General features: G+C 68.4%; 11 protein-coding genes. 6 read left to right on the forward strand and 5 right to left on the reverse strand.

Annotated elements, in window-relative coordinates; all coding sequences use genetic code 11:
• The first annotated feature begins 14 nt into the window (after positions 1–14).
• The 4 genes from T333_RS01405 to T333_RS01420 all read left to right on the forward strand — a co-directional run bounded on the left by T333_RS01405 (position 15) and on the right by T333_RS01420 (position 5,120).
• Positions 15–1,145 (forward strand): hypothetical protein, encoded by a 1,131-nt coding sequence (locus tag T333_RS01405; RefSeq protein WP_357253045.1) that lies wholly within the window; start codon positions 15–17, stop codon positions 1,143–1,145.
• A gap of 175 nt (positions 1,146–1,320) precedes the next feature.
• Positions 1,321–2,676, forward strand: coding sequence for a S1 family peptidase (locus tag T333_RS01410; RefSeq protein ID WP_354998577.1), 1,356 nt, complete (start codon positions 1,321–1,323; stop codon positions 2,674–2,676).
• Positions 2,677–2,815: 139 nt separating this feature from the next.
• Positions 2,816–4,060 (forward strand): S1 family peptidase, encoded by a 1,245-nt coding sequence (locus T333_RS01415; protein ID WP_354998576.1) that lies wholly within the window; start codon positions 2,816–2,818, stop codon positions 4,058–4,060.
• A 178-nt stretch (positions 4,061–4,238) separates the two neighbouring features.
• Positions 4,239–5,120 (forward strand): NRDE family protein, encoded by an 882-nt coding sequence (locus T333_RS01420; protein WP_354998575.1) that lies wholly within the window; start codon positions 4,239–4,241, stop codon positions 5,118–5,120.
• Between the two features lie 129 nt (positions 5,121–5,249).
• Here T333_RS01420 and T333_RS01425 read toward each other — a convergent pair whose 3' ends face one another.
• The gene (locus T333_RS01425) at positions 5,250–6,002 is read right to left on the reverse strand and encodes a DUF8020 domain-containing protein (RefSeq protein ID WP_354998574.1); all 753 of its coding nucleotides are present in this window, start codon (positions 6,000–6,002) and stop codon (positions 5,250–5,252) included.
• A 467-nt stretch (positions 6,003–6,469) separates the two neighbouring features.
• On the opposite strand from T333_RS01425, the gene T333_RS01430 reads away from it, so the two are divergent.
• Positions 6,470–9,676 carry a (Fe-S)-binding protein gene (locus tag T333_RS01430; RefSeq protein WP_496423471.1) on the forward strand — a complete coding sequence of 1,069 codons (3,207 nt, stop codon included), beginning with the start codon at positions 6,470–6,472 and terminating at the stop codon, positions 9,674–9,676.
• Positions 9,677–9,805: 129 nt separating this feature from the next.
• Positions 9,806–10,327, forward strand: a complete 522-nt coding sequence (locus tag T333_RS01435) for an excisionase family DNA-binding protein (protein ID WP_496423472.1) — start codon at positions 9,806–9,808, stop codon at positions 10,325–10,327.
• A gap of 16 nt (positions 10,328–10,343) precedes the next feature.
• On the opposite strand, the gene T333_RS01440 is transcribed toward T333_RS01435, so the two are convergent.
• The 4 genes from T333_RS01440 to T333_RS01455 are packed head-to-tail and all read right to left on the reverse strand — an operon-like array spanning position 10,344 to position 13,590.
• Entirely contained in the window at positions 10,344–10,703 is a 360-nt protein-coding gene (locus tag T333_RS01440; protein ID WP_496423473.1) for a hypothetical protein, read from the reverse strand.
• Positions 10,700–11,167, reverse strand: coding sequence for a hypothetical protein (locus T333_RS01445; RefSeq protein ID WP_496423474.1), 468 nt, complete (start codon positions 11,165–11,167; stop codon positions 10,700–10,702). The genes T333_RS01440 and T333_RS01445 overlap by 4 nt, the downstream gene beginning before the upstream one ends.
• A gap of 30 nt (positions 11,168–11,197) precedes the next feature.
• Positions 11,198–12,361, reverse strand: coding sequence for an acyl-CoA dehydrogenase family protein (locus T333_RS01450; RefSeq protein WP_496423475.1), 1,164 nt, complete (start codon positions 12,359–12,361; stop codon positions 11,198–11,200).
• Complete coding sequence (locus T333_RS01455) at positions 12,361–13,590, reverse strand: acyl-CoA dehydrogenase family protein (protein WP_357253023.1); 1,230 nt, start codon at positions 13,588–13,590, stop codon at positions 12,361–12,363. Before T333_RS01455 ends, T333_RS01450 begins: the two co-directional genes overlap by 1 nt.
• Positions 13,591–13,723: the final 133 nt, after the last annotated feature.

The following is a 13,723-nucleotide window of genomic DNA, read 5'->3' on the forward strand; positions in this document are numbered from 1 at the left end:
AAACGAGGAATGTGATGGCCACAGGGGTGGGCCTGCGGATCGCCGATGCGGACTGCACCGCCGCGATCGTCACCGACTCCGGCGACCTGCACTACGTCGTCCGGGAGTCGGTGCTGCACATGTCCGACGACGGCGACACCGTGCTCGGCGGCGACGCGCCGTCGGACCACTCGCACTCCATCACCGATTTCGTCGGCGCGGTGGGCAATCCCGCTGGTATCTCCGTCGACGACGGTGAGGCGTATCGCGCCGAAGACCTGGTCGCCACCGCCCTGTTCTGCCTGATCAACCTGACCACCGAGCACCTCAGCGGCGCGGCCGAGTTCTATGCCACCCACCCCGGCGCCTGGCCTGCCCAACAGGTGCAGTCGCTGCGCGAGGCGCTGGACTACCTGGGCCTGAAGTCGGTGGTGTTGGTCAGCGAAGCCGATCTGCCCGCGGTCGACACCGCCGAACCCGGCAAGTCGTTCGCCTACGACGCGGCACGGGCCGCACTGGCCTCGGTACTCGCCACTCCCGCGGGCGCGACGCCGCCGGATCCGAGCGCCGCCGAGAACTCGACCGTGGTGACCGACGTGATCCCCGCGGTGCCCGCGCCCGAGCCCACCATGCAGGCCTATTCGGCGGCGCTGCCCGCGGCGCCGCTGCCGACCGAGCTGCTCACCGAGGCGACGCCGCTCGAAAAACCAGCCCCGCCAGCCGAATCCGGCGATCGTCGCCGCGTCACGGTGCTGATCGCGGTCGCCGCGTTCATCGGCCTGACGCTCGGCGGCCTCGGTGTCGCCGTGCTCTTCCGCGGCGACGAATCGCCCGCCGTTCCGCAGGTGCGCGACGCCCAGTCCGGCACCTCGAGCACCGTCGTCCCGCCCCCGCCACCGCCCGCGCCGATCGCCCCGCCGGTCGCCGAGCCGCCGGTGGTCGTCACCGAGACCACCGAGCCGGAGCCGACCACCGAGCCCGCGCCGCCGCCCCCGACGACCACCGAGTCGACCACCACGCCGAGCGCCACCGCGCCGCCGACCACCACCGTGCCGCGCCGGACCACCACGCGCCCCACCAACCCGTGGTACCCGTACGACTCCGACAACCCGTACGAATGGTGGACTCCGCAGTGGCAGCCGCCCGGAAACAATCGGCCCCGTTGATTCGAGGTCGTTTAATAGCGAACGGAAGCGGTTTGTGGCCTAGAGTGAAGCGCTGACCGGTCCGTCCGACGTTTCCCGGGCGAATCGTGTCGCTGGACGAGGACTGTGCGCCAACGGGTTCGCCGCCGACGGCCCACGGATTTAGCTGGCACTTCTGTGCCGACGAAGGGACTTCATGCGCAAGTTGGTGGCGCGTCGCGCCGCGGTCAAAGCAGCCTCTCTCGGAGCCGCGGCGACCGTTCTCCTGGCCCCCTTGTCCGGCACGGCGACGGCGGAACCCGCACCGCCACAGCTCAGCGCGGATACCCTGCCCGCCGAGCTGGTCGAGGCGATCGCGCGCGATCTGAAGATGACGCCCACCGAGTATCTCGACCGCGCGGCCCGCGCCCAGCAGCTCAGGGATTACGCCCGCGACTTCCGCTCCGAGCGCCCCGAGTCCTACGCGGGCGCGTGGATGAGCGCCGACGGCAAGCCCGTCGTCGCGGTGACCTCGCCGGATGCCGCCAGCATCGCCGCGGCCGACGGCTACCAGACCCGGCTCGCCCCGGTCTCGGCGGACAGCCTGGAAAGCTCGCTGATGCAGCTCAACCAGTGGATCACCTCGTTGCCGCGCGAGCTGTCCGAGGCGATCAACTCGGTCGCCATCGACTTCCTGAACAGCCAGCTGGTGCTCAGCGTCGCGAACACTCCCGCGGGTCACGTGCTGAACCTGCCGACCCTGATCGCCAACATCAAGGTCATCCTCTCTCCGGGCAGCGGCGGCCCGGCCGAGCGCAGGCCGATGGGCGGCGACACCTACATCAGCGCGCCCAGCTCCCTGCACGACTCGTCGCTGCGCAACGTCGACGTCTGCTCCTTCGGCTTCAACAGCGTCGACGACGCGGGCAACGCGCTCAACATCAGCGCGGGCCACTGCGACCCGAACCTTGGCAAGCCGAACCAGGAGGCGGGCGTCTACCTGCCCAACCTGAAGGACCTCCCGAACAGCCCCGAGCTGGGCACCTTCGTGCAGGCGACGCTGGGCGGGCAGAACGCGCTGGACTACTCGGTGATCAAGCTGAACGAGCGCGCCGTCCGTGCGGGCATGGACCAGCCCTCGGTGCGTGGCGCCAACGGCACCACCCTGTCGATCACCGGCACCGCCGACCCGATCACCGGCGCTCCGGTGTGCAAGTCGGGTCAGTCGTCCACGTTCACTTGCGGTTTCGTGGTCGCGGACCGGGTCGAGACGCAGCTCTACACCGCCGACGGCGAGAGCAAGACGATCCGCGGCTTCGCCAGCTCCGCCTGCACCCTCGGTGGCGACAGCGGCGGCGCGATCGTCTCCGGCACCCTCGCGCTCGGCATCACCAGCGGTTCGAACGCCGCCGACGCACCGGACTGCAACGAGGCGAACCTGGCGCTCGCTCCGTACGGCGGCACCGCCTCGCTGGGCATTCCCATCCGCGCGATCCTCGCCGACATCGACTCGACGGCGGGCGGCGGGCTCGGCAGCGGCATCCAGGTGCGGACTCGGCCGAACGCCGGATAGCCGATAAGTCCGATTCGGGCAAAAATGGGGTCCCGGTCGGGTGGGAATACCGGCCCGGACCCCATATAGTCTGGTCATGCTCCTGCCACGTATAGGTCAGTTCCGATCCGCTGCGCGACAGACCAGGTTCCGGAAATCAGTGATCGCCGCCTCGGCGGCGATCTTGCTGTTCGGGCCGACGGCGGCAGTGGCGAACGCGGAACCCGCCCCGGGCCTGCCCGCGGACCTCATCGCCGCGGTCACCCGTGATCTGAAGATCTCCCCCGAGGAATACCTGCGCCGTGCCGATCTCGGCCAGCAGGTCGCGGCCTTCGCCACGTCGGCGCAGCGCCAGTACCCGGAGGTCTTCGGTGGCGCTTGGCTCGACGACGCGGGCAAGGCCGTCGTCGCGATCGCGCAGGGGCCGGGCGCGGAGGAAGCGCGCAACGCGGCCGCGTCGGCCGGGTTCGAGGTCCGCAACGTCGCCAAGAGCGAGGCCGCGCTGCGTGGCGAGAAGAGCGCGTTCGAGCGTTGGCTGGAGGGCCAGCCCGAGGCGGTCGCCGCCTTGGTGCGCGGCGTCGTGATCGACACGGTCAACAACAGCATCGCGGTGCGGGTGGACCAGGCGGGTCTGCCGATGCCCAGCTTCGTCGACCCGGCGCGGGTCATCGTGATCGCGCCGCCGGTGGCGGCCGAGCAGCTGCCGCAGGGCACTGCCATCGCCGAGGGCGACAACCAGGCCGCGCTGGCGGGCGGCGACGGCTACGCGTCGGTGGGCGGCGGGAGCCAGCTGCGCTGCTCGTTCGGTTTCAACGGCACCGACCGGGCGGGCAACGTCGTGAACATCTCGGCGGGCCACTGCAACCCCGACCTCGACAACGCCTCGGCCGTGCACGAGCTGCTGCCACGGGAGACGCGCGGCGCCCAGCTCGGCGTGTTCCAGAAGTCGGTGCTGGGCAACCAGGACTACTCGATCATCCGGATCAACGACGCCTTCGTCGGCCGTTTCAGCAACAACAGCGTGCGGGTGCCCGGCGCCGCGCCGATCGCGGTCGACGGTGTGGCCACCCCGGTGGTCGGCGCCCCGGTCTGCAAGTCGGGTTCGCGCACCGGATTCAGCTGCGGCATCGTCAACGCCGTCGACCAGACCGTGCAGGTCGGCGATCGTGAACTGACGCAGAGCTTCTCGGCCAACATCTGCGCCCTGCCCGGCGACAGCGGCGGCCCGATCGTCACGGGACGTCTCGCGCTCGGCATCTCCAGCGCGTCGTCGGTGGCCGACTACCCGATCTGCGAGATCCCCAACTTGATCGGCGCGCTCACCGGCAACACGCCGCAGCTGTTCGCGCAGCCGGTCAGCGTGGTCCTCTCGGACAACCCGGGGCTGCGCATCCGCACCAACTGACCTTCGGGGTCCACGGAAGGCCGTCGACGTTCGCGTCGGCGGCCTTCGTCGTTGGCGGTGTCGTTCGACCGCGCACGGCCGCAGCGAAGGCGAAGGTACGCCTTTTTACTGTTTCCAGCACCGGTTTTCGCTGCCCTTTCCGATGACCGGGCGGCAGGTGTTCCGGCATTCTGGACCAATGTGTTTGGTGTTGATCGGCTGGCGCGCACACCCGGACTACCGGTTGATCGTGGCCGCCAACCGGGACGAGTTCTACCTCAGGCCTACCGAATCCATGCGGTGGTGGCCGGAGGTGCCCGGACTGCTCGCGGGCCGGGACACGGGCGCGGTCGGCAGGGCCGAGGGCGATCCGCCCGGCACCTGGCTCGGCACGACCGTGGCGGGCGCACACAATCGCTTCGCCGCGGTGACCAACGTCCGAAATCCGAATGACGCACGGATCGGCGCTCGTTCACGCGGCGCGCTGCTGATGGATTTCCTGCGCGGCGGCGACGACCGGCATCCCTGCGGCGAATTCCCCAGCCCGGAAAAGTACGTTCGCGAGGTCGCCGCGGCGCCCGACGACTACAACGGCTACAACCTCGTCGTCTCGGATCTCGCTGCGCTGTGGTGGCATTCGAACCGCAGCGCGAATCCTCCGCAACCGCTCGCTCCCGGCTTCCACGGGCTGTCCAACGGCACTTTTGTCACATCGGCGGAGGCGGTGCCCGGCGCCGAACTGGAGGCGCCGCAGCGAATCTGGCCCAAGGTGCGGGACGGCCTGACCGAGCTGCGCAAGGTGGTGGAATCCGATCCCGGTGCGGTGGACCGGTATTTCGACGTCCTCTCCGATCGCACGGAGGCCCCCGACGACGAGTTGCCGCACACGGGCGTCCCGCGGGAGATGGAGCGGGGGTTGTCGGCACGGTTCATCGCCAACGAGGTGCACGGCACCAGGGCCAGCACGGTGCTGCTGGTGCGCGAGAACGGCACGTTCGAGATGGCGGAGCGGTCCTACGGTGAGAGGGGGGTTCGGTTGGGGGCGGTCACTTTCCACGGCTCGCTGGAGTTGCCCGGCTGAGCCACTGAACCGCTGCCGCTCGCGGCGCTGAGCCCTGGGGCGTTGGTGCGTTTTGGCAGACCTACCCGCGCAAACGAAAACCGGCCCGCTCCCCGAAGGGAACGGGCCGGTCGGCTGTTCGGAGCCGGGTCAGTTCGCGGACTGACCGGCCTTCGGCTTGTCGGCCCACTTGGTGGTGCCTTCCGGAGCCTGCAGGGTGTTGATCAGGTCCATACCCGCGAGGGCCAGAGCCGGACCGCCGAGCGCGATGGTGCCCAGGATGCCTCCGATACCGGCGAAGGCGGCGATAGTCGGAATCGCCGCGATGCAACCGACAATCGTGAGGCACTCGATGAGGCCGACCGCCGTGCCGATCAGACCACCGGCAACCACACCGATCGCGGTGCCGAGGAAGCCGCCGACCGCCGTCGCGATGCCGAACTGGCTGGCGAACTCGTTCTGCGCACGCTGGTTTTCCATCGGAGAGGCAACCGGCTTGACGGCCAAGCTCACCGCGTCGACCTTCGTGGCCGCCTTCTTGTCGGCGGGGATCGCGTTCTGGTCCGGAGTCAGCTCGAGGACCTTGCCGTCGTTCTTGACCTCCGGCTTCACCGGCACCGCGATGTCGGCGACCTTGAAGGCGAGCGGCAGCTCGAGCACGGTGTTGCCCGCATCGTCCTTGACCAGGTAGAGGTCATTTTCCTGGACGTCCTCGGACGACTTGGCGAGCTCGAAGGTCCCCCCCTTGAGCGTCGTCACCACCGTCTTGTCCACAAGCTTGACCGAGTAGTCGATGCCCTCGGCCGGTGCGGGTGCGGCAGGTTCGGCGTGAGCAGTACCCATACCGATGGTCATCGCGCCGACGACCAGCGCGGCAGCCGCGGTGGTTCTGCGGAGATTCAATTCAGTTTCCAATCCATCAGGTGTCGTTGTCCGCGCGCCGCGCTTACACACGCGAGAGCGCTCATTCAACCCGAAAGGCGGTCGGCCCCTTCGGATTCTCCCCGAGCGGTGTGACGAAGGCGTAGCAAACAGAACGCACGTGAGCGTAATCGAACGAACGCCCAGAAGCGAGATCGATAACAAAACACGCCGAGTAAGCCTGTCCTTACCGAATAGGACGACTTGCTCGGCGTTTACGGTGGTGACCGGCCGGTCTCACAACGAACCACCAAGAGTTCATGTGAGATTGATCACAGGTAAATTTCAGGTCAAGCCCCAGTAAGCAGGGTTACGCCTCAAATACCGATCGTACGATAGACACCAGAAGTTACCGGTGGGTAACTTACTGGCGGTTACGATACGAGCGAACCGGTGCTGCAGGCCTGCCGCACCAGAACGCTCGTGTTGCCTCAAAGAAAGGTCGCGACATGAATGCCCTGACAGTGACGCTGGGCACGATTGGGGCGACGCTCAGTCTGCTGTGCTGGGCGTCGTTCTTCGGCGGCGTCAGGAACATCGCTCGCACCATCATGGTCGGACAGGGCGCGCCGGATCGGTGGCGACCGTTCTTCCCGCGCTTCAAGCAGATGCTGATCGAGTTCCTCGCGCATACGCGGATGAACAAGTTCCGCACCGTCGGCTGGGCGCACTGGCTCGTCATGATCGGCTTCATGGGCGGCGCCATGCTGTGGTTCGAGGCGTACGGTCAGACCTTCGACCCCGAGTTCCACTGGCCGATCATCGGCGACACGGCGATCTACCACCTGTGGGACGAGATCCTCGGCATCGGCACCGTGGTCGGCATCGGCACGCTGATCATCATCCGGCAGCTGAACCACCCGCGCCTGCCCGAGCGCCTGTCCCGCTTCAGCGGCTCGAAGTTCGCACCGGCCTACGTCATCGAGGCGATCGTCCTGCTCGAGGGCCTCGGCATGATCTTCGTGAAGGCCGGCAAGATCGCGACCTATCACCACTCCAACGCCGCGACCGACTTCTTCACCATGCAGGTCGCCAAGCTGCTGCCCGCGAGCCCGACCCTTGTGTCGATCTTCGCGTTCATCAAGCTGATGTCGGGTATGGCCTTCCTCTACCTGGTCGGTCGCAACATCACCTGGGGCGTGGCCTGGCACCGCTTCTCGGCCTTCCCGAACATCTACTTCAAGCGCGAGGACGACGGCGGCGTCGCCCTCGGCGCGGCCAAGCCGATGATCTCCAACGGCAAGGTCCTCGACATGGAGAACGTCGACCCCGACACCGACACCCTCGGCGCGGGCCGGATCGAGGACTTCTCCTGGAAGGGCATTCTCGACTTCACCACCTGCACCGAGTGCGGTCGCTGCCAGTCGCAGTGCCCCGCGTGGAACACCGGTAAGCCGCTGTCGCCGAAGCTGCTGATCATGTCGCTGCGCGACCACACCTACGCCAAGGCGCCGTACCTGCTGGCCGGCGGCCGCAAGGACATGGGCGGCGACGAGGTCGGCCTGGTCGACGCCGAAAGCAAGCCGAACGAGGCCGCGCTGGCCAAGATCTCGGAAGCGGCCAAGGCCGAGGCCGAGCGTCCGCTGGTCGGCGGCGAGGACGTCAACGGCATCATCGACCCCGAGGTGCTGTGGAGCTGCACCACCTGTGGCGCGTGCGTCGAGCAGTGCCCGGTGGACATCGAGCACGTCGACCACATCATCGACATGCGCCGCTACCAGGTGCTCATCGAGTCGGAGTTCCCCTCCGAGCTGGCGGGTCTGTTCAAGAACCTGGAGAACAAGGGCAACCCCTGGGGCCAGAACGCCAAGGACCGCCTGAACTGGATCAACGAGGTCGACTTCCAGATCCCGGTCTTCGGCCAGGACGCGGACAGCTTCGACGGCTACGAGTACCTGTTCTGGGTGGGTTGCGCTGGCGCCTACGAGGACCGCGCCAAGAAGACCACCAAGGCCGTCGCCGAGCTGCTCGCCACCGCGGGCGTGAAGTTCATGGTGCTCGGCCAGGAGGAGACCTGCACCGGTGACTCGGCCCGTCGCGCGGGCAACGAGTTCCTGTTCCAGCAGCTGGCGGCGCAGAACATCGAGCTGCTGAACTCGGTGTTCGAGGGCGTCGAGGACCGCAAGAAGAAGATCGTCGTCACCTGTGCGCACTGCTTCAACGCGCTCAACAACGAGTACCCGCAGGTCGGCGGCACCTACGAGGTCGTGCACCACACCCAGCTGCTGAACCGCCTGGTGCGGCAGAAGAAGCTGATCCCGGTCGCCTCGGTGACGCAGAACGTGACCTACCACGACCCCTGCTACCTGGGCCGGCACAACAAGGTCTACAACGCGCCGCGTGAGCTGATGGAAGCCTCCGGCTCGACCCTGGTCGAAATGCCGCGGCACGGCGAGCGCTCCATGTGCTGTGGCGCCGGTGGCGCGCGCATGTGGATGGAGGAGCAGCTCGGCAAGCGCATCAACGTCGACCGGGTGGACGAGGGTCTGTCGACCCTCGCGGCGTCGAACGGCTCCGGGCCGGGCAAGATCGCGACCGGATGCCCCTTCTGCCGCGTGATGCTGAACGACGGTGTCACCGCGCGTCAGGAGAAGGGCGAAGGCGAAGGCGTCGAGGTCGTCGACGTGGCCCAGCTGATGCTGGACGCCATCGAGCGCGTCGAGCCCGCCGCGCTGACCGCGAACCTGACCGTCATCCAGGAGCCCAAGGCCGAGCCGGAGCCCGAGCCAGAACCGGAGCCCGTCGCCGTGGCGACCGAGACCCCGGCGCCCGCCAAGGCGGCGCCGACCGGTGGCGGCCTGGCCATGAAGGGCCCCGCGAAGGCGCCCGGTGGTCTGGGCATGAAGGGTGCCGCCAAGGCGCCGGGTGCGAAGGCCGAAGCGGCTCCGGCCGCGGAAGCAGCCGCGCCCGCCAAGGGTCTGGCCATGAAGGGTCCGGCCAAGGCTCCCGGCAAGGGCCTAGGTATGAAGGGCGCCGCCAAGGCTCCCGGTGCGAAGGCCGAAGCGGCTCCGGCCGCGGACGCTCCGGCCGCCGAGGCTTCGACCGCTCCCGCCGCGCCCGTCAAGGGCCTGGCCATGAAGGGTCCGGCCAAGGCTCCCGGCAAGGGCCTTGGCATGAAGGGCGCCGCCAAGGCTCCCGGTGCGAAGGCGGCTCCGGCTGCGGAGGCCGCTGAAGCTCCCGCCACGGAAGCGCCCGCGGCCCCGCCCGTCAAGGGTCTGGGCATGAAGGGTGCGGCCAAGGCGCCCGGTGGCAAGGGTCTGGCGATGAAGGGTGCCGCGAAGGCGCCCGGCGCGAAGGCCGCGGCCCCCGCCGCGCCCGCGGAGCCCGCTGCGGAAACCCCTGCCGCGGCACCGGCTTCGGCTTCGGCTCCCACCGAGACCAAGCCGACCGTCCCGGCCAAGGGCCTCGCCATGAAGTCCGGCTTCAAGCGCCCCGGGCCCAAGGCCCCCGGCGCCGCCGCGACCCCGGCCCCCGCCGAACCGGCTGCTGCCGAACCGGCCCCGGCCGCGGAAGCCCCGGCCGAAACCCCGCAGCCCGCACCGGAACAGCCCACCAACGGCACCTCCGGCAACGGCGCCGCCGTCGCACCGCCGACCGCCAAGCCAGGCGGCCTCGGCTTCAAGTCGGGCGCGAAGGCCCCGGGCCGCAAGAACTGACACGGTCCCCAACTGAACACAGCGCTCGGCCCGGGTTCGATCGGAACCCGGGCCGAGCGCTGTTCGCGGCAAGTCGCTGTACGAACGATTCGAAACGAGTTACGATTCTTTCGAAAGGAGGCTACGTCGATGACGTCCGAAGCCCTGATGCAGCACACCTATCTGCCCGAGCCGACCGAGGAACTCGCCCCCGTCGTGAGCTTCCTCGCGGCCCACGAGTCGCGCCGCGGTGATCGCATACGACCTCGCTACCTGTTGGTCGGCGCCGACGAGCACGATCAGGTCGAGGTTCCGGAGTCCGTGCATCGCGTCCTTGTCCAGGTCGTCGCGGCACTGCGCGAGGGCAAGGCCGTCACCGTCGCTCCGCAGAGCATGACGCTGACCACCCAGCAAGCCGCCGACCTACTCGGTGTCAGCAGGCCGACGGTCGTCCGTCTGATCGATGCGAACGAGATCCCTTCGGAGCGAACCGGCTCCCGGCGACGCGTCCTGCTGACCGACGTCCTCGCCTACCGTGACGAGCGGAGGAAGAGGCAGTACGAAGCGCTCGCCGAGAGCTCGGTCGAACTCGATGACGAGGACGATATGGAGGCTGTGCGCGCCGAGCTACGCGAGATCCGCAAGGAGGTCGCGCGAAGACGACACGGCTGACAGATGCGTCCCGCGTCTACTCCGTCTCTTTGGGATGTCCGGGTAGGCAGCGCTCGAGCAGCACGCGGCCCGCGGTTCGGCTGCCCTTGGGTGCGTGTTCGACGAAGTACCAGAGTCGTCCGCCGTCGCTGAATTTGTATTGGTAGCGCTCGTAGGTTTGGCCCTGGTAGCTGCCGTAGCGCAGCTCGCCCTTCAGCGGGTACAACCTTGCCGACCGGACCTCGGGCTCGCAGGTCAGCAGGTCCCAGGCGTCGACCATCGCGTTGCGCGCCGCGGCGAGGCAGTCGGTCCAGCCTTTCTGCGCCTCGCTGGTGATGAAGACGATTTCGTATTCGGTTCGTTTCAGCGGCCTTGTGACGTCCCGTCGCTTGCTCACTCGTCGCCCTCGGGGTTCGGTACCGGGACCGGTTCGTCGAGGTAGTCGAGGTCGGAGGCGTCGACGCGGATGCGGGAGTCCGCGTAGGCGGCGGCGGTGTCGCGCCATGCGGCGAGCGTCGCGGTGAGGCCGGAGAGGTGGCCGACCGAGAGGCCGCCGCGGGCGTTGTTCAGGAAATCCGCGACGAACTCCGGCCGCTGGCCCTCGGGCAGCAACTCGATCCACGGGAACGCGATGGTGAGCCGGTCTACGAGCCGCTCGAGCAGCTCGTCGTCCAGCGCCAAGGCGAGCAGTTGGGTCAGCGCGCCGAGGGTCTCCTGGGTCGCGGCGGCTTCGGCCGCATCCGACAGCCGCACGGGCGGCGCGGAACGACGAACGAGGGTCACCTCCCCGTTCACCTCCATCGCCTCGATGACCCGATTCGGGTCACGTAGGAACTCCGACCATGTAGCTGACGCACCCATGTGACCAGTATGTCAGAACTAGTTCTGATGTCACCCGGATTGCGCTGACGGCCTTGTCAGCCGCGCGTAGCGGGCGCGGTGGTGGTCGGTGGTGCCGAATTCGCGTTCCAGGGCGGTGAGGCGTTTGAAATAGTGGCCGATGGCGAGTTCTTCGGTCATGCCCATGGCGCCGTGCAGTTGGACGGCGTTCTGGCCGATGAAGCGGGCGGCGCGGCCGATGGTGACCTTGGCGGCGGAGAGAGCGCGGGCGCGGTCGGCGGGGGCGGCGGAGAGGGCGTGGGTGGCTAGGTGGGCCGCGGCGATGGCCTGCTCCAGTTCCATGTACATGTCGACCATGCGGTGTTGCAGGGCCTGGAAACTGCCGATCGGCACGCCGAATTGCTGGCGCTGCTTGGCGTATTCGACGGTGTCGCCCAGCACTTTGCGCAGGCTACCGACGGCTTCGGCGCAGATCGCGGCGATCGCGACGTCCACCGTCGGTTCGATCGCGTCCCACGCCGCGCCTTCGGCGCCGAGCAGCGTGTCGGCGGGGAGCCGGAATCCGGTGAAGACGAGGTCGGATCCGACACGATCGTCGATGGTGCGGTAGGAGTGCACCTCGACTCCGGCGGGCGGATGCGCCGCGTCGAATTCGGTGAGGAACAGCGAGATTCCGGCTCGATCGCGCCGCTCACCCGCGGTGCGCGCGGTGACGAGCAGATGGGTAGCGAGCGGTGCGCTGGTCACCACGCATTTGGCTCCGTCGAGCACCCACGAGTCGCCGTCTCGGCGCGCGACGGTGCTGACGTCGTGCAGCGTCGGGCCGGAAGTCGGTTCCAGCGACGCGAACGCGGTGCGCACATCGCCCGCGACGATCCCGCGCAGCACTTCGTCCGCCCGCGCGCCTCCGGATCGCTCCAACAGACCGGCGCCGACCACAACGGTGTCGACGAACGGCTCGACGACCAGCGCGCGACCCAATTCCTCGGCGATGACCATCAATTCGGCAGGGCCGCCGCCCATTCCGTCGACCCGCTCGGGCAGCGTCGCGCCGAGAATCCCGAGCTCCTCGGCGAATCCGCGCCAGACGGCGGGCTGCCAGCCCTGCGCGGATTTGGCGGCGGCCCTGCTCTTCTCCAGGTCGTAGCGGACGCCGAGGAATCCGGCGACCGCGTCACGCAGCAGCTGCTGCTCCTCGGTGAGTGTGAAGTCCATCAGAGCCCCAATGCTGCTTTGGCGAGGATGTTTCGCTGAATCTCGTTGCTACCGGCGTAGATCGATCCGGCGCGGTCGTTGAAGTAGCGCAGCGGCGCGACCGCCTGCCAGTCCGCGCCGCTGTGGTAACCGTCTGCGGGCGGCGCGAATTCGGCGATCGGGCCGCCCGGTGCGGTGGCATGCGGCTGGTAAACGCGACCGACGGGGCCCGCGCCGTCCAGCGCGAGTTCGGTCAGCTGCTGACTCAGCTCGGTCGCCAGGATTTTCAGCATCGACGAGGCGGGACCGGGGTCCTTGCCCTGCCCCATCGCCGAAATGGTCCGATACTCCAGCACTTCCAGCACATCGGTGCGAATCCTGACGTCCGCCAAGCGCAGAGCGAAGCCGGGATCGTCGATGAGCGGATTCCCGTCCGGGCCCGGCTGCCGCGCCGCCGCCTCGGCCAGCTCCTGACCCATGACCTGCAGCATCGGCGCCGCCGCGCCGCCGCGCTCGTGCACGAGCAGGTATTTCGCCACCGTCCAGCCGTCGTCGACGCGGCCGAGCACATTGCTCTTGGGCACCCGGACGTTGTCGAAGAACACCTGGTTCTGCACCTGCTCGCCGGAAGTCATCACCAGCGGCCGGATCTCGATGCCCGGGGTGTTCATGTCGATGAGCAGGAAGGTGATGCCCTGCTGCTTCTTGCCCGTGCGCGAGGTGCGCACCAGGCAGAAGATCCAGTTGGCCTCGGTGGCGTGGGTGGTCCAGATCTTGCTTCCGGTGCAGACGAAATCGTCGCCGTCGTCGATCGCCGCCATGCTCAGCGAGGCCAGGTCCGAGCCCGCTTCCGGCTCCGAATAGCCCTGGCAGAAGAAGATCTCGCCGGTCAGGATGCGCGGCAGGTAGAAGGCCTTCTGCTCCGGGGTGCCGAAGGCGATGATGGCGGGCGCGACCATCCTGATGCCCATCGGCGACAGTGTCGGCGCGCCGGCGAGCGTCGATTCCCGGCTGAAGATGTAGTGCTGGGTCAGGCTCCAGCCGCACCCGCCGTGCTCCACCGGCCAGTGCGGCGCCGCCCATCCGCGCTCGTGCAGGATCCGCTGCCACTCCATGCTGGCCTCGTGGTCCGGATAGACGCTCGTCGCCAGCCGCCCGGCCCGCCGCAACTCCGGCGTCAGCTTCGCGTCGAGAAAACCCCGCACCTCGTCCCGAAAGGCCAGATCGGCCGCTGACCAGTCGTAATCCATCTGTCCTCCCGGCGGGGTATGCCACGGTGCACCACTATTGGCCAACGGCCAACATGTCCCCAATGTAGGACGCCCGCCGCCGGGAAATCAAACTGAAGCACCTTGCCCTCAGTTTAGACACGTAGGTCCGGTC

The sequence above is a fragment of the Nocardia sp. CNS-044 genome, assembly GCF_059570515.1.